We start from the raw sequence: 19,051 nt of genomic DNA, 5'->3' as shown, positions 1-19,051 counted from the left end.
GTCGTGGATGGAATCGATTGGGAGCGGCAATCAGCCGATGCTGAAAGGCTGCCCGTAGAGGGTGGCCTTCACGTAGTGGTTCCCCGGAACCTCCACCACGGTGTATGCCCGAGCCTGCGCGTACCCACCGCAACCCTGGACCTCGATCTGCTGATCGCGGTACTGAATCGCCGACACACCCGGCTTCAGGTCTTCCTTGGTCTTGATCTTCGCGAACTTGACCTCACCGGCCTCGATCGGCACCGACAGCGAGCCACCCATCCCCAGCGCATCGAAACCGAGGTCGGCACTGAGCTTGCCCTCGAGACCGGTGATGTCGATCTGGCAACCCACGATGTAGCCGGTGGTCAGCGTCGCGCCTTCCTCCGGGATCTCACCACCGAGCTCGGCGAACACGTCACCCGACACCCAAGCCGTGCGGCCCGCACCATTGGCGGCCAGCGACGGCGAAACCAGAGCGCTCTCCGCGTTGCGGGCGATCTTGGCCGTGACGCTTCCCGCGTTGACGACCTTTTCGCCACCCGGCAGCGGCACGAAGGTGTCGGCATTGGCCGCACCCGTGGACATCAGGCCGAGGACTACAGCCGCAGCGGCACCAAGGCCGGCAATGCGGGCTCCACGGCGCAGGCCGGTCTTTCGGTTCTCGCTCATTCGTTCCCCTCATCAGGATTCTGCTGGTTCCCAGTCACGACCTTCGAGACTGAGGAGTGGTCCATGTCGGGCCCAGCGCAGTATCCAGAGCTGTGATGTCCGCAGAGTGAACTACGGATGATCACAGCTCGATAACCGCGCTGAAGACGAAATCACTGACGAATCGTCAGAGTTCCGACTGGGCAACGGCACATCGACCCTGCCCTCCATCTCCAGTACTGACTCGCCGAGGACAGTAACCGGCAGGTGGTTGCCTAAGCAATTAATTCCATCGGAAACAGAATCGTGATGTATGCCACACCCGAAAACGTGTCCAATGTGTGGGATTTGCGCGAAAATTCCGACCACTCGCCACCCTCCTGACCAGCAGGTTCACTGGCTGTTCACGTTAAGTTCGGTAACGTTTACATTCGGTTCACAAGCTCGAAGGATGTCTGTTCTGACCGAAATGTGATGCCTGAAAGAACGCTGAAGGCGGCCCCGCGCCGGGGAAATTCCGCCCGGGCGGAAGCACAAATACTCACGGTGATCGCAGAGCGGGACCGCAGATCACGATTCGCTTAAGGTGAGGCTTTCGAAGGTAACTACCCGTGATGTGGGGGGCGCTGACGGCGCAGCCATTCGTCGCCGGCAGCGGCGGTGGGCCCTTCCCCGGGTTCGCGTTCGTCCGCGGTGGTGTCGGGGAAGACGTCCCCGAAGATGCGTTCGAGCCGGGCCCTGTCGATCGGGGCCCGGCTCGGAACTGCCTGCTCGTCGGTCTCGCTTGGCGAGTCCGGCTCGTCGGAACGAGAAATCGTCTCAGCCTTCCAGACCGGACAATTCGGAAATCACGTGCGCCGCGAGCGGCGTCAGGGTAGCCATGCCGTCCCGGACCGCGGCGCGGGAGGAGGCGAGGTTTACCACGAGTGTGCTGCCGGACACTCCGGCGAGCCCGCGGGAGAGGCCCGCATCCAGCGAACCGGCGGCGAGACCCGAAGACCGGAGGGCCTCGGAGATTCCCGGAATCTCGCGGTCGAGGACCTCGGCCGTGACGTCAGGGGCGACGTCGCGGGGCGACACGCCGGTGCCGCCGACGGAGACGACGAGGTCGACGCCGCCGATGACGGCGGTGTTGAGCGCGTTGCGGATCTCCACCTCGTCGGCCGCCACCGCCACGATGGCGTCGACGATGAAGCCGGCCTCGTTCAGCAGTTCTGTCACCAGAGGCCCGATGGAGTCCTTGCCGTCACCGTGAGCGGTGCGGTCGTCGACGATTACCACCAGCGCGCGGCCGGCCAGCGAGGCTTCGATGTCCATGGTCCCTACCGTAGTGGCCCCGTTCAGAACGGACTCGACCTGCCCGAGAATCCCCGCGTTCATCAGCGGCCACCCTGTTCGGCGGTTCCGAGCGTGACGTCGACGGTCTTGGAATTGGATCCGTTCCCGTCGGTGTAGGTGATGGACACATTGTCTCCCGGTGCGTGTGAGCGGATGGCGGCGATGAGCGCGTCGCCACTGGTGATGACGCGGTCGTCGACCTTGGTGATCACCGACCCCTTCGGAATTCCCGCCTTCTCCGCCGGGCTGCCCGACGTGACCTCGACGACGGTGGCACCGTTGGCGGCGTCCTGCGACGGGACCTGGATCCCGATGACGGCCTGGGTGGCCTTGCCTGTCTTGACCAGCTCGTCCGCGATCCGCCGGGCCTGGTCGACCGGGATCGCGAAGCCGAGTCCGATGGAGCCGCTCTGCTCGCCCGCACCGGAGCCGCCGATGCTCGCGATGGCGGTGTTGATGCCGATCAGCTGGCCGTCCATGTTGACGAGGGCGCCGCCCGAGTTGCCCGGGTTGATCGCCGCGTCCGTCTGGAGGGCGTCGATGACAGTGTTCTGGTTGCCGGACTCACCGCTGGTGGACACCGGGCGATCGAGCGCCGAGATGATGCCCTCGGTGACGGTCCCGGCCAGGCCGAGGGGCGACCCGATCGCGACGACCTGCTGCCCGACCTGGACGTTGCCGGACGTTCCCAGCTCGATCGGAGTGAGGTCGGTCTTGCCGTCCACCTTGATGACCGCGAGATCGGACACCGGGTCGGCGCCGACCAGTTTGGCGTCCGCCGTGCTGCCGTCCGAGAAGGCGACGGTCAGCTTGCCGCCCTTGGCGGCCGCGCCTGCCACGTGATTGTTGGTGAGGATCATGCCGTCGGACGAAATGACGATGCCGGATCCTTCTCCACCGGAACCGCCGGCCGTCGCCACCTCGATCTGGACGACGCTCGGGACCACCTTGTTCGCGACCGCCTGCACCGAACCTGCCGGTGCGTTCGCGGCCGGGGTCGCGGTGTTGTTCTTGGGGGCGTCGAGGGAATTGGTCACCGCGGCGCCGCTGCCGTTCCGTTCGGTTGCCAGGGAGCCTACGACGCCACCGATGCCGCCGCTCACGAGAGCGAGCGCCACAGCGCCCACCACGATGGCGGTGCGGGCGGGACGCTTGGTCGCGGTCGCCGTCGATCCCTCCGCGGCCTGTCCGGGGCCCTGAAGGCCCGGGAACGGGCCCTGAGGCGCCCCGTGCTGCCCGGCAGCGTGCTGGGCACCCGGATGTCCCGGAGCGCCGTGCTGAGGCTGCCCGAACTGCTGTGTGGGCTGGTGCGGCACACCGTACGGATTGCTCTGGGGGTACCCGGCGCCGTAGGCCTGCTGACCCATCGGACCGCCCGCGGGGTTCTGCGGAGTGGCCGGAAACTGTTCGGTCGGGTGGTGACCCGGCGCCGCCTGCGGGTGGGCAGGCTGATCGGGGCGCGCGCCCTGGTCGCCACCCGCATTGTCGCGGCTGTTGCCGTCGTGACTGTTTCGATCTTCGGTCATCGCATCACTTCCATCTCCCGCGACCGCCCGCAGGGGCAGTCGCACCGTCTCTGTGTACGAGAGTGCCCGGTGGGACTGAGAAGGTCCTGAGACCGGCCTTTGAGTTAGCCGTGACCCTGAGACTATTCCGCTCCGGGTTCACCCGGAAGGACGATCCGGATGAGCGCACCGCCCCGTTCCGAGACGTCGACGGCGATCGTGCCGCCGTGCTTGACCACCACCTGCCTGACGATCGCCAGTCCCAGCCCGGAGCCGGGCATCGAGCGCGACGCCGTCGATCGGTAGAAGCGGTCGAACACCAGCTCCCGATCCTCCTCCGGAATGCCCGGGCCCGCGTCGTCGACCGTCAGCTCGAGAAGTCCGTCGCCTGCCGGCTTCATCGCCACGCGCACCTGCTCACCGGTGGGACTCCACTTTGCCGCGTTGTCGAGCACGTTGAGCACCGCCCGCGACAGTCCCGCATGGTCGCCGTAGACGAACCAGGGAACGGTGACGGCGGTGAAGTCGATCTCGTTGCGCCGGCGGCGTGCCCGCTCGAGACTCCGATCCACCACTTCACTGAGATCGACTCTCTCGAAGACGGTTTCCGGTGCGTCCTCGCGGGCGAGATCCACGAGGTCGCCCACCAGCTGCGAGAGCTCCTCGATCTGCGCCACCACATCGGTGCGCAATTCGGCCATGTCCTCGTCCGGAATATGCGGTGCGCCAGGACGACTCGACGCGATCAGCAACTCCATGTTGGTACGCAACGACGTGAGCGGCGTCCGCAGTTCGTGTCCGGCGTCGGCGACGAGCCTGCTCTGCCGCTCCCGCGATTCCGCGAGCGCCCTCAGCATCGTGTTGAAACTCTCGGTGAGCCGGGCGAGTTCGTCGTTGCCCGTCACCGGCATGGGCGTCAGGTCGTCGGTCCGGGCCACCCGTTCCGTGGCGGCGGTGAGCCGGGCGATCGGACGCAGACCGGTGCGCCCCACCGTCGTTCCGGCGGCGGCCGCGAGGACCACTCCGCACCCGCCGACGATGAACAGCACCCAGGCGAGCCGGTCGAGCACGGCGCCCGTCGGCGCCAGGCGCTGCGCGATCACCAGGGTGCTGCCGTCCTGGGTGCGCTCGGCCAGCACCCGCTGATTGTCCGCCGTACGCAACGACGTGTCGCGCTCGCCGCGGGCCACGGACAGTTCGGGTTCACCGATGGGGACACTCGACCCCGGCGGCGTGTACGTGTCGAGGTCCGGGAAGATCAGCGCCACACTGATGTCCGTCGTGTACAGCGTCGCGCCCGCGATGTAGCGCGGATCGAACGTCACGAGATTGCTGTCGATGAGCGCCGACGCGCGGGTGCGCAACTGGTTGTCGACATCCGCGTACAGAGCCCGCGACACCACGGCGTACGCCGCGATCGCCATGACTGCCACCGCGATGGCCACCACGGACGCGGCGAGCAGCGTCACCCGCCACCGCAACGACACCGACCGCGTCAACGGCATCGGAGGTCGCATCTCGGGCGGTAACGGGATCGGGCCTGTGGGGTGCCGGGAAATGTGGTGCGAGTCGTGCTTCGCCGACCCCGACTTGTCGGCGGTCTTGTGGAACGGAACTGCCATCACGGAGGAGTCTCCCGCAGCACGTAGCCGACTCCGCGGACGGTGTGCAACAGGCGGGTCTCGCCGTCCGCCTCCGTCTTGCGGCGCAGATACCCGACGTAGACCTCCAGCGCGTTGCCGGACGTCGGGAAGTCGTAACCCCACACCTCCTCGAGGATGCGACCGCGGGTGAGTACCCGGCGCGGGTTGGCCATCAGCATCTCGAGGAGCGAGAACTCGGTGCGGGTGAGGCTGATGGACCGCTCGCCACGCGTCACCTCGCGGGTGACCGGGTCGAGCGTGAGGTCCTCGAACGTCATCTTCTCCGAGTCGATGCCCGGCTCCGGCGCGGCGCGGCGCAGCAGTGCGCGCAGCCGGGCCAGTAACTCCTCCAGGGCGAAGGGTTTCGGCAGGTAGTCGTCGGCTCCGGCGTCCAGGCCCGACACCCGCTCCGACACGGAGTCGCGCGCCGTGAGGACGAGAATCGGCAGGTCGTCGCCGGTACTCCGCAGCCGTCGGCACACCTCGAGACCGTCCAGGCGCGGCATCATCACATCGAGTACGAGCGCGTCGGGGCGCGCGTTCGCCACCTTCTCGAGAGCATCGATACCGTCGACGGCCAGTTCCACCGAGTACCCGTTGAAGCTGAGGGACCGCCGTAAGGACTCCCTCACGGCGCGATCGTCGTCGACCACCAAAATGCGCATACCCGACAGTTTGGCCCGATCAACTGAGATATGTCTGAGAAGGGATCATCGAAGTGCCCTGGCGGCGGTCACTCGAGGACCCGCGGACCCGGCAGACCCCAGTTCCGCCACAGCGCCAGCACCCGCAGCGCCGACGCGAACACGGTGCCCACCACCAGCGCCACGTCGGTGCCCGAACCCCACTCGCTCACCACGACCACCAACGCCGAACCGAGCAGCGCCGGCACCGCGTAGAAGTCCCGCTGCAGCAGCAACGGGACCTCGTTCACCAGCACGTCGCGCAGGATCCCGCCGCCGATCGCCGCCGTCCCGCCGATGAGACACGACGCGAGCGGGCTCGCCCCGTGGTCGAGCGCGATCACCGCGCCCGTGCTCGCGAACAGGCCCATGCCCAGAGCGTCGAGGACCAGGATCTCCCGGCGGAGTCGCCCGACAGTCGAATGCAGGAAGAACACCAGCAACGACATGCCGAACGACGTGCCGAGGTTCGGCCAGCTACCCAGCGACGTCGGCGGATGGATGCCCAGCAGGACGTCGCGGACGATGCCGCCACCGAGAGCGGTGAAGACACCGACCACGCACACACCGAAGATGTCGAGGCGCTTCGTCACCCCCACCAGGGCGCCCGAGGCCGCGAACACCGCGATGCCCACCAGTTCCAGGATGTACAGCAGCACCCGCCAAGGTTCGCACGGGGAGCGTCACTTCCCGGCCGGGTCCACCAATCCCAGCTTCACGGCCTTCACCAGCCGGCGCGGCACGCGATGCGTCGCGCCGCCCACCGTCACCTCGACGAGGTCGGGTGCCTGGGCCTTCCACTGCGATCTCCGGCTGCGCGTATTGGACCGCGACATTCTGCGTTTCGGTACTGCCATGGTGTGTCTCCTCCTTCGTCGTCGACCCGTGAGTACTTGTTAACCGCGGGCGGTTGACAAGCACTCACGGGCGCTTGCGCACTCCGTAGCGGCGTTCGAACTTCTCGACGCGGCCCGCGGTGTCCATCACTCGCTGCGCGCCGGTCCAGAACGGGTGCGACTCGCTGGTCACGTCCGCGACCACCAGCGGATAGGTGTTGCCGTCCGCCCACAGGGCGGTGCGGTCGCTGGTCACCGTCGACCGCGTGAGAAACGTGGTTCCGGTGCTCGCGTCCTGGAACACCACGGGGTGGTAGTCGGGGTGGATGTGGGGCTTCATTCGTGTCCCTCTCTCGATTCGGGTTCTGCGTAGGGTGATTCGCTGCTCTCGCAGGGGTCTTCGTGGAACTGCCCGAACGGGTCGGGCCACGACTGCCAGGCCGCCTCGTCCGCGAGTTCGTCGTCGGTGACGAGCGCCCACTGCAGCGTGCGGTCGATCTCGGTGGGGTCGGCCGCATGCACCAGCACCACCATCGACGTGTGCCGGTCGCCGAAGCGCTCGTCCCAGCACAGCGCGGCCATCGCGCGGCGCGCGACCCCGACCTGTTCCTGTTCCTCCGCGGTCATCGCGGCCAGCCAGCGGTCGGCACTGGCCACCCGCAGTCCCCCACCGGCCGACTCGAGCCACAGAGCCTCGTCCGGCTGCGTCGCGACCCACACGCGGCCGCGAGACGTGACGACCCCGTCGAGGAGCACGTCGACGGCCTCGTGCAGTCGCTCCGGATGGAACGGCCGGGTGGCGGTGAACTCGACGAGCATGACGCCGCAGTCGTGGGACAGCGGCGGCTGTCCGCGCAGCAGCGGCGAGTGGGCGTGGGACGGCTCACCGCGCCGCGCGCCGGCCGGGATGTCGCGGAGCAGGCGCTCGACGTCGGGCGCCTCCCCGTTCCAGATGATCGGCGCGCCTGGTGCCAACCGGGCCAGGACGGCGTGGAGCCTGGCCTGCTGCCAGCCGTCGCCGGCACTGCCCGACACCACCAGGGCGTCGGCGAAGTCCACCTGCCCGACCGCGACCTGCGCGACGGTGCGGTCGTCGTCCAGTGCTTCGTCGCCGGTGGCGTCGGCCAGCCACGATGCCGCGTCGACGCAGGTGACGACGCCGTCGACGCGCACGTCCCGCGATGCCGGACCGTCGATCTGCCCCACCACACCGGACACCGCCACGTGCTCGACCGCCCAGCACACCGCCTCGGGTTCGAGCCGGCGGTCGAGGTGCAGCACGATGCGCTGCACCGAACTGCGGGTGTGCAGGCGGCGGAGCAGCGGGAGTAGGTCCTCGCGCAGCGTGCAGGAGATGCAACCGTGCGCCAGTTCGAGGATGCCGAGGCGCTCGCGCGGCGCCCCCGACTCCAGCGTCGTGACGGTGCGGCGCACGACGCCTTCGTGCACGAGGTCGAGGTCGTGATGCACGACGACGGTGCCTTCGCGGAGCAGCGACCGCGCCGCGTCCTCGGCGGGGCCGTTCCAACCGGAAACCAGGATCAGCGGCGTCCGGCCGTCGAGTATCTCACTCACGAGCACCCTTTCGATAACGATTGTCATTACGTGGACGGAACGCTACATTGGAATCTCGCCATTGTCGAAAATGATTGTCATAACCCTTGCGGCGGTTCCGCGAGGGGACAGAGAGGAACGCCCATGTCGGCGCACTGCCAGGTGACCGGACGCCAGCCAGGATTCGGCAAGTCGGTGTCGCACTCCCACAAGCGCACCAACCGGCGCTGGGATCCGAACATCCAGAAGAAGACGTACCTCCTGCCCAGCGAGGGCAGACGGGTCACCCTCACGCTCTCCGCCAAGGGCATCAAAACCATCGACCGGGACGGCATCGAGGCCGTCGTCGCCCGGATCCGCGCCCGCGGGGACAAGATCTGATGGCCGCCCGCAACGAGATCCGCCCGATCGTGAAACTGAAGTCGACGGCAGACACCGGATACACGTACGTGACCCGCAAGAACCGCCGCAACGACCCCGACCGTCTGGTGATGAAGAAGTACGACCCGGTCGTGCGGAAGCACGTCGATTTCCGAGAAGAGAAGTAGAAGACACCGCACATGGCCAAGAAGTCGAAGATCGCGAAGAACGAGCAACGCAAGATCGTCGTGGCACGCTGGGCCGAGCGCCGCGCGGAGCTGAAGGAGACCATCCGCCGTCCATCGAGCAGCGCAGACGAGCGCGCGCAGGCCCGGGCGGCACTGCAGCGTCTGCCCCGCGACGCGAGTCCGGTACGATTACGCAATCGAGACGCTGCGGATGGACGTCCGCGCGGCCACCTGAGGAAGTTCGGGCTCTCTCGCGTGCGTGTTCGCGAGATGGCGCACCGCGGGGAGCTGCCAGGCGTCCACAAGTCGAGCTGGTAAAGGAAGCAGATGGCAGTCAAGAGAGCACCGTCGAAGAAGCCGCGTCCCGTCGAGGGCCGCAAGCCCAAGAAGAACCCGTTGTTCGCGGCCAAGATCGAGTACGTCGATTACAAGGACATCAACCTCCTCCGCACGTTCATCTCGGACCGCGGCAAGATCCGTAGCCGCCGCGTCACGGGCCTGACCCCGCAGCAGCAGCGCCAGGTTGCCGTCGCCGTCAAGAACGCTCGCGAGATGGCTCTGCTGCCCTTCACGAGCCGGTAACTCACGTAAGCACCGAAAAGGCCGCGTAATCCTCGGATTACGCGGCCTTTCGTCATTCCGGTCAGCCGAGCGCGGCCTGCATGTCGGTGATCTCCTTCTGCTGAGCGGTCACGATGTCCGTGGCCATCTGCCTGGCCTCCGGGTTCTCACCGTCGGCCAGTTCGGTGTTCGCCATATCGATCGCGCCCTCGTGGTGCGCGATCATCATGGTCAGCCATTGCCGGTCGAACTCCGTGCCCGACAATGCCGTCAGGGCGTCCATCTGATCGGCCGACATCATTCCGGCGCCATGGTTCATGTCGTGCATGCCGGACATGTCGGGCGTCGGAACCGGTTGTCCCCACTGCTGGAGCCAGGTGGTCATCCGGTCCATCTCGGGTTGCTGCGCCGCCTTGATCGCGGCGGCGAGAGCGACCACCTCGGCGTTGTCGGTGTGACCGGCGACCATGTCGGACATCTCCACCGCCTGCGCGTGATGCGGGTACATCCCTTCCAGGAACGCGACGTCGGCGTCGTTGAATTGCGTCTGCGATTCGACGGCTGAGGTCGACGCACCGGACGTCGACGAGGTGCCTGCCGAGTCGGTGCCGCAGCCGGTCAGGACGAGAGCCGCACCTGTCGCGGCGGCGATCAGGGCAGTGATGGTGGTACGCATGGGGAACTCCTCGAAATCGATTCGGGAAATGACAGTCGGATCCGCCGGGGCACACGCCCCGGGCTCCCTGTCACACCCGCAGAATCGAGAGTTCCGCCAAAGAAAGCACCGTCCACGGCGGCGGTCCGCGCCCCGACTGCACACGGTCGGCGCTCACCCGCGACCGTCGCGCGGCAGGATCCACGGAATGCCACCACAGCAACATCACCGACGTCAGCGCGGCGATCACCACGATCACGCCGGCACACTGATGTCCGGTGAGGTGGGGTTGCTCGCATCCGTCCCCGCCGCAACCGTGGGGGTCTTCGGAGTGGGACGCGGTGGCCGAGGGCTGCTCGTGTGCCGCGGCAATCGCGGTCGGCGCGATCAGGCTGTGCATGAGGAGCACCCCGGCGGCGACGGCGATCAGCAGCGCGGCACGCGCCACGACTGTGTGCCTCCGCCCGGTTGCCGTCTCCACACGACCACTGTAACCGGACATACCCAGCGGGGGTACCCAGGCACGTGAGTGACAATGTGTGCCCCGGGACGCGAAAACACTCACATGGGGGTGTGGGCGAGGATCTCCAGACCCTGCTGCTCGAGTCCGCCGATGGTGTCGGTGAGGATGACGAGCCCGCGGTCGTTCTCGCGGTCGAGCACGACCGTGCACTGGAAACCGCCGGTCGCGCCGCCGTGCAGCGTGTAGTCGCGGCCTTCGAACGGGACGATCGACCACGTCAGCGCGCGGTAGTTGTCGCCGATCCACCGCGGATCCATGGCCGCGCTCCCGGGGACCGTTCCGTCGAGGAGCGCCCGGACGTAGGTCGACATGTCGTTCGCGGTCGACCGCAACCCGCCTGCCGGGGCGTAGGCGTCCAGCGGCCACGGGTCCTGCGACCGGTGCAGGACGTCGAATCCGCGGGTGACGTTCGGGGGCAGGTCGGCGGTGGTGAGCGGCATCCACGACTGCGACAGCCCGAGGGGGGCGAGCATGCGCTCGCGGAGCAGCGACGGGTAATCGGTGTGCGCGGCCGCGGCCAGCGCCTGGCCGAGCAGCGCGAAGCCGACGGTCGAGTACGAGTACGTGCCGCGGGTAGTGAGGGGCGCCGACTGCAGTTGCTGCAGCAGGGTGTCCCGGTCGTACGTGAACGGGTTGGACGCGACCACCCAGTGCCCGACGGCCACCACGGTGTCGGTGCTCATCGGGAACTGCGCCAGCCCGGACGTGTGGGACGCCAGCTCGAGCAGTGTCACGTCGCCGACCGGTGCGCCCTGCAACGGCAGCACCTCCCCGGCCCTCGTGTCCTCGCGCACCTCCCCCCGGGCGACGGCGTCGACGAACAGTTCCGCGGTGAACGTCTTGGTGACGGAACCGATCTCGTAGTCGGTGTCTTCGGTGGCCCCGAAATTCGCGAACCGGGTGCCGGACGCGTCGATGTACGCGACGCTCGCGTTCTCGCGGTAGCTGCGCCCGAGGACCTGCCCGGCGAGCGCGATCAGTTGCGGATCCCCACTCGACGGCGGGGCCAGCGCCGACGCCACGGGAGCCGCGCCCCAGGCGAGGGTCCACGCGCAGAACAGCGCACAGAGGACGGTCGTTCGACGCAGCATTGCGACTCCTCGAGCGCGACGGAACGCGCGCACAGACGATCTCCCCGACCGGACGCTATTGTCACCCACCCGAACGCCGAGCACTAGACTTCGGAAGGTTTGCCGACAGGGGCATACCTGTCGAGGAGGTGCCCCGCAGCGTGTCGGGAGTGGTTGCGGGATTCACCGTCATATTCGTCATCATCGCCATCGGCTATCTGCTCGGCCGTCGCGGGACGCTGGGCGCGGAGGGCGAAACCGTCCTGGGCAGGCTGGTGTTCTTCGTCGCCACACCGGCGCTGCTGTTCGATTCACTCGCATCGTCCGACCTCTCCGTGATCTTCTCGCCCACACTCGCCGTCGCGGCTGTCACGGCATTGACGGTCGGCGCACTGTACATGGTCGTCGCGAGAGTGTGGTTGCGCAGGTCCCTTCCGGAACTGACGATCGGCGCACTGTCGGCGTCGTACGTGAACTCCGCGAATCTCGGCATTCCCATCGCGGTGTTCGTCCTGGGGGACGCGTCGTTCGTGGCGCCGCTGCTGCTGTTCCAGATCATCGCGTACTCCCCCATCGCCCTCACCATCCTCGATGTCACCACGCTCCGACGCGGCGCGTCGCGGCTCGACACGATCACCGCACCGTTCAAGAACCCGATCGTCGTGGCGGGTGCCGCGGGACTGCTGATCGCACTCCTCGGCTGGACACCCCCGGAAGCCCTGATGCAGCCGTTCCGGCTCATGGGTGGCGCGTCGGTGCCGGGTGCGCTGCTCGCGTTCGGCATCTCGCTGTACGGGGTGCGGGTGCTGGAGAAGGGGACGAGCCCGCGACGCGACGTCGCGCTGGCGTCGGTGCTCAAGATCGTGGTGCAACCGGTGCTGGCCTACCTGATGGCGCGTTATCTGCTCGGGCTCGACGGCCACGAACTGTTCGCCATCGTGGTGGTGGCGACGCTGCCCACGGCACAGAACGTCTTCGTCTACGCAAGCCGGTACGGGGTGGGAACGGTGCTGGCGCGAGACACCGCTTTCGTCACGACTTTGGCTGCGATTCCGGGGATTGCGCTGGTCTCCGGCCTGCTCGCGGGATGAGGTTACCGTGGCATATGCGCGTAATCGCCCTCGCAGTGCTGGCCTGCCTCGCCCTCGCCGGATGCGGGTCCGGTTCGAGCACCGACGAACCGACGATTCCCCCGGAGATCGCGTCCGCAGTGGATCCCAGCCCGACCAATCCGTCGTCGGGAATGCCGATTCCCTCCGAAGTGCCCGGCGACGAATTCGGCACCGTCTTCGAGTCGCGCCCTGACATCGTCCGGGCGAATCCGACACCGTTCGAGTCGTGGTCCCGCGCGGACGGCAACAAGGTGGCGATCCACTTCGTCACCGGAACCCCGGAGTGCTACGGCGCAGACGCGACCGTCACCGAAACCGACACCACCGTCACCATCTCGCTGCGCACCGGCACCCTCCCGGAGGCCGCCGACAAGATGTGCATTCTCGTCGCCGTGTTCGGCACCCTCGAAGTCCCGTTGCAGGCGCCGCTCGGCGATCGCCGGGTGATCAACGGATGACCTGGTGAAGCACTGGTTCCGCAACGTCTGCATTGCCACTGCTCTCCTCCAGGCCGTCTATCACGCTGTCCGCGTTCTCGTCTCCTACCGCGTCCTCGCGCTCGGCGGCGACGCCGTCACGATCGGCATCGTCACCGCCCTGTTCTCGCTGGCACCGCTGCTCGTCGCGGTCCGGATCGGACGCGCCGTGGACCGGCGGCACGCCGCCGCGGTCCTGCGGACCGGTGTGCTGCTGACCGCACTGGGTGTCCTGGTGATTGCGGCGAGCGGCGACCTGATCGTCCTCGCGCTCGGCAATGTCGTCCTCGGGTTCGGCCAGATCCTCGTGACCGTCGCCGGGCAGGGATTCATCACGCTCCTCTCCCCACCCGGTGAACTGGATCGGGGTTTCGCCGGATTGACGCTCGGCGTCTCGGTCGGCCAGGCCATCGGTGTCCCGCTCGTCGGACTGATCGCGGCGGGAAGCTCGGACGGCGGCGCCGTCGAAACCACTCTGGCGTTGACGGTGATGGGTGTGGTGTCGCTGGCCGCGATCCCGTTCGCCTGGCCGATACGCGAACGCCCGCAAGCAGCGGAGCTGCCGTCGCCCGGCGACCGGCAGTCCGTATTCAGCATGATCTCGACGACGGGGATGCGGCCGGCCGTGTTCAGCAGTCTGATCGTGCTGGCGTCGGTCGACGTCGTCGTCGCGTACCTCCCCGTCCTCGGGCACGAGTTCGGTTTCAGCGTTCTGCTGGTGTCGTTGTTGCTGACCGCGCGGACCGCGGCGTCGATCGTGTCACGCGCGTTCCTGCCGTGGCTGCTCACCCGGGTGTCGCGGCAGAAGCTGCTGATCTCCGCCACGCTGTGCTCGGCGCTGCCCACCGCCCTGCTGCCGTTCGTGCCCGACCCGGTCGGGATGGCGCTGCTCCTCGTCGTGGCCGGATTCTTCTGGGGCATCGGTCAACCACTGACGATGACCTGGGTGGCAGGGCTCGTCACCGCCGCCAACAGGGCCGCCGCGTTGTCGCTGCGCCTGACCGGAAACCGGCTCGGGCAGGTACTGATTCCGCTGGCCGCAGGCGCCGCGGCGGGGGTCGCGGGCACGTCGTCGATCTTCGTGATCACCGGCGGACTGCTCGGCACCGCAGCGGTCTCCACCTGGCGAGCTGTGAGTACTTGTTAACCGCCCGCGGTTGACAAGTACTCACGGGCTCCGAAACGTCGCGTCCGTCGCCGCACGACGCTCCACTTCGTCGGATGTGGCGTGCGTCTCTTCTCGACACACTGGTTCCCAAGTCACGCGTTTGCCAGATCAGGGGTCAGGAGCCACACGATGAGCTATACCGGTGTCATTCCGAGCACGACCGACACACCCCGTCCACGCCAGGACGAGGCCGCCGTGTCGAGCGCGGTCCTGGCGTCCGGAGGGACCACTCCGCGGCTGCGATTCGTCGACACCGCGGATGCACTGCCCGAGCCGGCCGCCGTCATGGTCTGGCCGCAGGGCACCCCGTTGCTCGCCGAGTTGGTCGCACTGTTCGCGGACCTCGGGTTGCGGGTCGCGTCCCACGAACAGCTGCCCGCGGGCGAGCCCGGCAGCCCGCTGGTCCACCGGTTCGATTTCAGCACCGGCGACTTCGCCTGGGACGCCGAGACTCCGGGCCTGCTGTCCGACGCGTTCGAGGCCGCGGCCGCCGGACATCTGGAGGTCGACGGATTCACCCGCCTCGTCGCCGCGGCGAACCTGACGTGGACGGACGCCGTCCTGGTCCGGGCGGCATGCCGCTACCTCAGTCAGGTGGGGCTGGGACTGTCGGAACCCAACATCGTGGCGATCCTGTTGCGGCACAACGATTTCGTGCGCGGATTCCGCGACCTGTTCACCGCCCGTTTCGATCCCGCTGCCACCGGCCCCGACCGTGAGAGCGCCGTCGCGGATGCGGAGCGCGTGCTGCTCGACGCGATCGACCGCACCGCGACGCTGGACGAGGACCGTCTGCTCCGCGGCCTGCTGTCGTTCACGTCGGCGGTGCTGCGCACCAACTGGTTCCAGCACGACCGCACGATCAGCGCCGCCCCCGCCGCGTTCAAGATCGACCCGTCGCTGCTGTCGCTGTCCGCGGCCGTGACCCCGTACCGCGAGATCTTCGTGCACTCGCCGATCGTCGAGGGCAGCCATGTCCGCAGCGGTCCGGTCTCGCGCGGCGGCCTGCGGTGGTCGGACCGCAAGGACGACTTCCGCACCGAGGTTCTGGGTCTGATGAAGACACAGCACGTGAAGAACTCGCTGATCGTTCCGATGGGCGCGAAGGGCGCGTTCGTGGTGCGCACCGAGACGACGCCCGACGCGGTCCGCGCGGCGTACACGAGTTTCATCGACGGACTGCTCGACGTCACCGACGACATCGTCGACGGCGAGGTGGTCCACCCCCGCGACACGGTGATCTACGACGACGCCGACCCGTATCTGGTGGTGGCCGCCGACAAGGGCACGGCCCGATTCTCCGACCTGGCCAACAGCATCGCGACGCGTCGCGGCTTCTGGCTCGGCGACGCGTTCGCGTCCGGCGGCTCCGCCGGCTACGACCACAAGGCGATGGGCATCACGGCGCGCGGCGGATGGGTTTCCGTCCGCAGGCATTTCGCCGAGATGGGCAAGAACGTCGACACCGACGCGTTCACGGTGGTCGGCATCGGCGACATGTCCGGCGACGTGTTCGGCAACGGGATGCTGCTCAGCCGCGCCATCCGATTGGTCGGCGCGTTCGACCACCGGCACATCTTCCTCGATCCCGAACCGGATTCCGAGGCGTCCTACCGCGAGCGCGAGCGCCTCGCGTCCGTGCCCGGCAGCAGTTGGGACGACTACGACCGGAGCCTCGTCTCGGCGGGTGGCGGCGTGTGGCCGCGGACGGCGAAGAAGATCCCGCTGTCGCCGCAGGTGCGTGAACGCCTCGGCGTCACCGCCACCGAACTCCCGCCGCACGAGGTGGTGAAGGCGCTGCTGACCGCGGACGTGGATCTGCTGTGGAACGGCGGAATCGGAACGTACGTCAAGGCTTCCACCGAGGGGCACGCCGACGCCGCCGACCCGGCCAACGACGCCGTCCGGGTGGCGGCGAGCGATGTGCGCGCCGCGGTGATCGGTGAGGGCGGCAACCTCGGCCTCACGCAGCGCGCCCGCATCGAGTACGCGCTGAACGGCGGCCGGATCAATGCCGACTTCATCGACAACGCCACCGGGGTCGCCACGTCGGACCGGGAAGTGAACCTGAAGGTCGCGCTGGACGCGGCCGTGGCGGCCGGCGAACTCCCCGCCGAGGAACGGAACACGCTGCTCGCCCGCGTCCAGGACGAGATCGGCGAATCGGTGCTCGCCGACGCCGCCTCCCAGACCCTCGCCATCAGCCTCGCCGAGGTCCACGCACCGTTCCTGCTCGGACGCCACGAGCGGCTGATCGAGAACCTCGAGCGGGACGCCGGGATCAGCCGGTCCGCGGAGGTCCTGCCGTCGGCGGCGGAACTGTCGGCGCGGCACCGCGCGGGCCAGGGACTGGTCCGGCCGGAGATCGCGGTTCTGCTCGCACAGTCGAAGAACCTCGTCGTCACCGAACTGCTCGCCTCCCCCGTGCTCGACGACGTCGTGTTCGACGGTGTTCTCGCCGACTACTTCCCGGCCTCCATCCGCGAACGCGTCCCCCAGCAGATCAGCGGTCACCGGCTCGCCAGGGAGATCGTGGCCGTGATCGTGGCCGGCGACATGATCGACCGTGTCGGACCCGGCCTGATCCACCGCCTCGAGGAGCGGCTCGGCGTCGGCACCCCCGAGATCACCGTCGCGTACGCGGTGGTGCGGCAGGTGTTCGACATCGACCGCCTGTGGAACGAGGTCCTCACCCTGCCCGGCGCATCCCACCGGACCCGGCTGAACCTGCACTTCGGCATCCAGGACCTGATCGAACGCACCACGTCGTGGCTGCTGCGGCATCGCACCGCCGGCACGGATGCGCAGCAGCTGATCGAGCGCTTCGCCAAGCCGGTCCAGGAACTCGCCGCGGCACTGCCCCGCCTCACCGGTGCCCCCGCCCAGGACCTGGGTACGCTGCGAATCCTGGCGCAGGGCTTCGCGCTGGAGACCACGGCGCAGTCGCTCGGCCTGCCGATCACCCAGGTCGCCGAGACGTACCGCGAATTCGGCCGCGTGGTGGGCCTCGACTGGCTGTCGGAACGGTTCTCCGTCGGCGAGACCGGGACCGCCTACTGGGAGGCGATGGCGGGAGCCGTTCTCGTCGACAACCTGCAGGAGCACTGGCACGGCCTGATCGGACTGGTGCTGCGCGACGCCTCGCCCGCGACGTCCGCCGCCGACGCCGTCGCTCACTGGCTGACCGAACACACCACCGCCGCGGACCGCCTGGCACAGATGCTCGGCGAGCTGCGGAGCCACGACCGCGTGGACAACTCGAGCATCTGCGTCATCGACGCCGAACTGTCGCTCGCGCTCACCCGCCACTGACCAGATCCACCATTCATCCACCTCAAGCACTTCAACCAAAGGAGCTCGAAAGTGCCTACTCTCCAACGTGATGTCGCCATCGTCGGCGCCGGCCCGTCCGGCCTGGCCGCGGCCACCGCGCTGCGCAAGGCGGGGCTGTCCGTCGCGGTCCTGGAGGCGCGCGACCGCGTGGGAGGTCGGACCTGGACCGACACCATCGACGGCGCGATGCTGGAGATCGGCGGCCAGTGGGTCTCCCCCGACCAGACGACGCTCATCTCCCTGCTCGACGAACTCGGACTCGAGACGTTCGACCGGTACCGCGAGGGTGAGTCCGTCTACATCTCCGCCGCCGGCGAACGCACCCGCTACACCGGCGAATCCTTCCCCGTCGACGAGACGACCCGTAAGGAGATGGACCGGCTGATCCAGATCCTCGACGACCTCGCCGCGCAGGTCGGGGCCGAGGAGCCCTGGGCGCACCCGCTGGCCCGCGAACTGGACACGATCTCGTTCAAGCACTGGCTGATCGAGCAGTCCGACGACGCCGAGGCCCGCGACAACATCGGCCTGTTCATCGCAGGTGGCATGCTGACCAAGCCCGCACACTCGTTCTCCGCACTGCAGGCGGTGCTCATGGCCGCGTCCGCCGGATCGTTCTCGCACCTGGTGGACGAGGACTTCATCCTCGACAAGCGCGTCATCGGCGGCATGCAGCAGGTGTCGATCCGGATGGCGGCCGCCCTCGGCGACGACGTCTTCCTGAACGCGCCGGTGCGCACCGTCCAGTGGAGCGAGGACGGCGCAGTCGTGCTGGCGGACGGGGACATTCGCGTGGAAGCGGCCCGCGTCGTGCTCGCCGTCCCGCCGAACCTGTACTCCCGCATCTCCTACGACCCGCCGCTGCCGCGGCGCCAGCACCAGATGCACCAGCACCAGTCGCTGGGACTCGTCATCAAGGTGCACGCCGTGTACGAGACCCCGTTCTGGCGTGAGGACGGACTCGCCGGCACCGGATTCGGCGCCTCCGAGGTCGTCCAGGAGGTGTACGACAACACCAACCACGGGGACACCCGGGGAACCCTCGTCGCGTTCGTGTCGGACGAGAAGGCCGACGCGATGTTCGAATTGAGCGAAGAGGAGCGTCGGGCCACCATCCTCGGTTCGCTTGCCCGCTACCTCGGACCGAAGGCCGCCGAGCCGGTCGTCTACTACGAGTCCGACTGGGGCTCCGAGGAATGGACCCGGGGTGCGTACGCCGCGAGCTTCGACCTCGGCGGTCTGCACCGGTACGGCAAGGACACGCGGACGCCGGTCGGACCGTTCCACTTCTCCTGCTCGGACATCGCCGCCGAGGGCTACCAGCACGTGGACGGCGCCGTGCGGATGGGTCAGCGCACCGCCGCGGACATCGTCGCCCGCCTCGGAAAGTAATCCCGTCCGATCATCGCCCGGCAG

The 19,051-nt window shown here is 68.1% G+C and carries 21 protein-coding genes; 9 read left to right on the top strand and 12 right to left on the bottom strand.

Annotated features, from left to right (window positions below; all coding sequences use genetic code 11):
- Nucleotides 1-30: 30 nt before the first annotated feature.
- The 9 genes from CJ177_RS01300 to mrf form a co-directional block, all read right to left on the bottom strand.
- Nucleotides 31-651 (bottom strand): MspA family porin, encoded by a 621-nt coding sequence (locus CJ177_RS01300; protein ID WP_005254568.1) that lies wholly within the window; start codon nt 649-651, stop codon nt 31-33.
- Between the two features lie 798 nt (nt 652-1,449).
- The gene (locus CJ177_RS01290; RefSeq protein WP_005259905.1) at nt 1,450-2,010 is read right to left on the bottom strand and encodes a molybdenum cofactor biosynthesis protein B; all 561 of its coding nucleotides are present in this window, start codon (nt 2,008-2,010) and stop codon (nt 1,450-1,452) included.
- On the bottom strand, nt 2,010-3,494 hold the full coding sequence (locus CJ177_RS01285) for a S1C family serine protease (RefSeq protein ID WP_095867138.1): 1,485 nt from the start codon (nt 3,492-3,494) through the stop codon (nt 2,010-2,012). Before CJ177_RS01285 ends, CJ177_RS01290 begins: the two co-directional genes overlap by 1 nt.
- A gap of 122 nt (nt 3,495-3,616) precedes the next feature.
- Nucleotides 3,617-5,095: a HAMP domain-containing sensor histidine kinase gene (locus tag CJ177_RS01280; RefSeq protein WP_005238658.1), complete on the bottom strand. Its 1,479-nt coding sequence runs from the start codon at nt 5,093-5,095 to the stop codon at nt 3,617-3,619.
- A complete protein-coding gene (locus CJ177_RS01275; protein WP_005238656.1) occupies nt 5,095-5,781 on the bottom strand; it encodes a response regulator transcription factor in 687 nt (228 codons plus the stop codon). Before CJ177_RS01275 ends, CJ177_RS01280 begins: the two co-directional genes overlap by 1 nt.
- Nucleotides 5,782-5,849: 68 nt before the next feature.
- Nucleotides 5,850-6,458, bottom strand: coding sequence for a trimeric intracellular cation channel family protein (locus CJ177_RS01270; RefSeq protein WP_005238652.1), 609 nt, complete (start codon nt 6,456-6,458; stop codon nt 5,850-5,852).
- A gap of 24 nt (nt 6,459-6,482) precedes the next feature.
- Nucleotides 6,483-6,656: a 50S ribosomal protein L32 gene (rpmF, locus tag CJ177_RS01265; RefSeq protein ID WP_005259908.1), complete on the bottom strand. Its 174-nt coding sequence runs from the start codon at nt 6,654-6,656 to the stop codon at nt 6,483-6,485.
- Between the two features lie 64 nt (nt 6,657-6,720).
- On the bottom strand, nt 6,721-6,975 hold the full coding sequence (locus CJ177_RS01260; protein ID WP_061044684.1) for a type B 50S ribosomal protein L31: 255 nt from the start codon (nt 6,973-6,975) through the stop codon (nt 6,721-6,723).
- The gene (gene mrf, locus CJ177_RS01255) at nt 6,972-8,237 is read right to left on the bottom strand and encodes a ribosome hibernation factor-recruiting GTPase MRF (protein WP_061044685.1); all 1,266 of its coding nucleotides are present in this window, start codon (nt 8,235-8,237) and stop codon (nt 6,972-6,974) included. The genes CJ177_RS01260 and mrf overlap by 4 nt, the downstream gene beginning before the upstream one ends.
- 96 nt (nt 8,238-8,333) lie before the next feature.
- On the opposite strand from mrf, the gene rpmB reads away from it, so the two are divergent.
- Genes rpmB through rpsR form a run of 4 tightly spaced genes read left to right on the top strand, consistent with a single transcriptional unit; the run spans nt 8,334 to nt 9,319 of the window.
- Nucleotides 8,334-8,570 carry a 50S ribosomal protein L28 gene (gene rpmB / locus CJ177_RS01250; RefSeq protein WP_005238644.1) on the top strand — a complete coding sequence of 79 codons (237 nt, stop codon included), beginning with the start codon at nt 8,334-8,336 and terminating at the stop codon, nt 8,568-8,570.
- Complete coding sequence (gene rpmG, locus CJ177_RS01245; RefSeq protein ID WP_095867137.1) at nt 8,570-8,737, top strand: 50S ribosomal protein L33; 168 nt, start codon at nt 8,570-8,572, stop codon at nt 8,735-8,737. Before rpmB ends, rpmG begins: the two co-directional genes overlap by 1 nt.
- 12 nt (nt 8,738-8,749) lie before the next feature.
- On the top strand, nt 8,750-9,055 hold the full coding sequence (rpsN, locus tag CJ177_RS01240; RefSeq protein ID WP_061699906.1) for a 30S ribosomal protein S14: 306 nt from the start codon (nt 8,750-8,752) through the stop codon (nt 9,053-9,055).
- 9 nt (nt 9,056-9,064) lie between these two features.
- Entirely contained in the window at nt 9,065-9,319 is a 255-nt protein-coding gene (gene rpsR, locus CJ177_RS01235; protein WP_005238639.1) for a 30S ribosomal protein S18, read from the top strand.
- Nucleotides 9,320-9,380: 61 nt separating this feature from the next.
- On the opposite strand, the gene CJ177_RS01230 is transcribed toward rpsR, so the two are convergent.
- The 3 genes from CJ177_RS01230 to CJ177_RS01220 all read right to left on the bottom strand — a co-directional run bounded on the left by CJ177_RS01230 (nt 9,381) and on the right by CJ177_RS01220 (nt 11,567).
- On the bottom strand, nt 9,381-9,974 hold the full coding sequence (locus tag CJ177_RS01230; RefSeq protein WP_005238638.1) for a DUF305 domain-containing protein: 594 nt from the start codon (nt 9,972-9,974) through the stop codon (nt 9,381-9,383).
- A 70-nt stretch (nt 9,975-10,044) separates the two neighbouring features.
- On the bottom strand, nt 10,045-10,401 hold the full coding sequence (locus CJ177_RS01225) for a DUF6153 family protein (protein ID WP_257014333.1): 357 nt from the start codon (nt 10,399-10,401) through the stop codon (nt 10,045-10,047).
- A gap of 113 nt (nt 10,402-10,514) precedes the next feature.
- Nucleotides 10,515-11,567, bottom strand: coding sequence for a serine hydrolase (locus tag CJ177_RS01220; RefSeq protein WP_095867135.1), 1,053 nt, complete (start codon nt 11,565-11,567; stop codon nt 10,515-10,517).
- Nucleotides 11,568-11,707: 140 nt separating this feature from the next.
- On the opposite strand from CJ177_RS01220, the gene CJ177_RS01215 reads away from it, so the two are divergent.
- From CJ177_RS01215 to CJ177_RS01195, 5 genes are all read left to right on the top strand, one after another.
- Nucleotides 11,708-12,637 (top strand): AEC family transporter, encoded by a 930-nt coding sequence (locus tag CJ177_RS01215; protein WP_005238627.1) that lies wholly within the window; start codon nt 11,708-11,710, stop codon nt 12,635-12,637.
- A 14-nt stretch (nt 12,638-12,651) separates the two neighbouring features.
- Entirely contained in the window at nt 12,652-13,116 is a 465-nt protein-coding gene (locus tag CJ177_RS01210; protein WP_005259920.1) for a hypothetical protein, read from the top strand.
- A gap of 1 nt (nt 13,117) precedes the next feature.
- Nucleotides 13,118-14,281 carry an MFS transporter gene (locus CJ177_RS01205; RefSeq protein WP_095867134.1) on the top strand — a complete coding sequence of 388 codons (1,164 nt, stop codon included), beginning with the start codon at nt 13,118-13,120 and terminating at the stop codon, nt 14,279-14,281.
- A gap of 150 nt (nt 14,282-14,431) precedes the next feature.
- Nucleotides 14,432-17,614 (top strand): NAD-glutamate dehydrogenase domain-containing protein, encoded by a 3,183-nt coding sequence (locus tag CJ177_RS01200; RefSeq protein WP_095867133.1) that lies wholly within the window; start codon nt 14,432-14,434, stop codon nt 17,612-17,614.
- Nucleotides 17,615-17,665: 51 nt separating this feature from the next.
- Entirely contained in the window at nt 17,666-19,027 is a 1,362-nt protein-coding gene (locus CJ177_RS01195; RefSeq protein WP_095867132.1) for an NAD(P)/FAD-dependent oxidoreductase, read from the top strand.
- Nucleotides 19,028-19,051: the final 24 nt, after the last annotated feature.

Source organism: Rhodococcus sp. ACPA1 (genome assembly GCF_002300195.1).
Classification (GTDB): domain Bacteria; phylum Actinomycetota; class Actinomycetes; order Mycobacteriales; family Mycobacteriaceae; genus Rhodococcus_F; species Rhodococcus_F opacus.
This window is presented reverse-complemented; position numbering and strand designations above follow the sequence as displayed.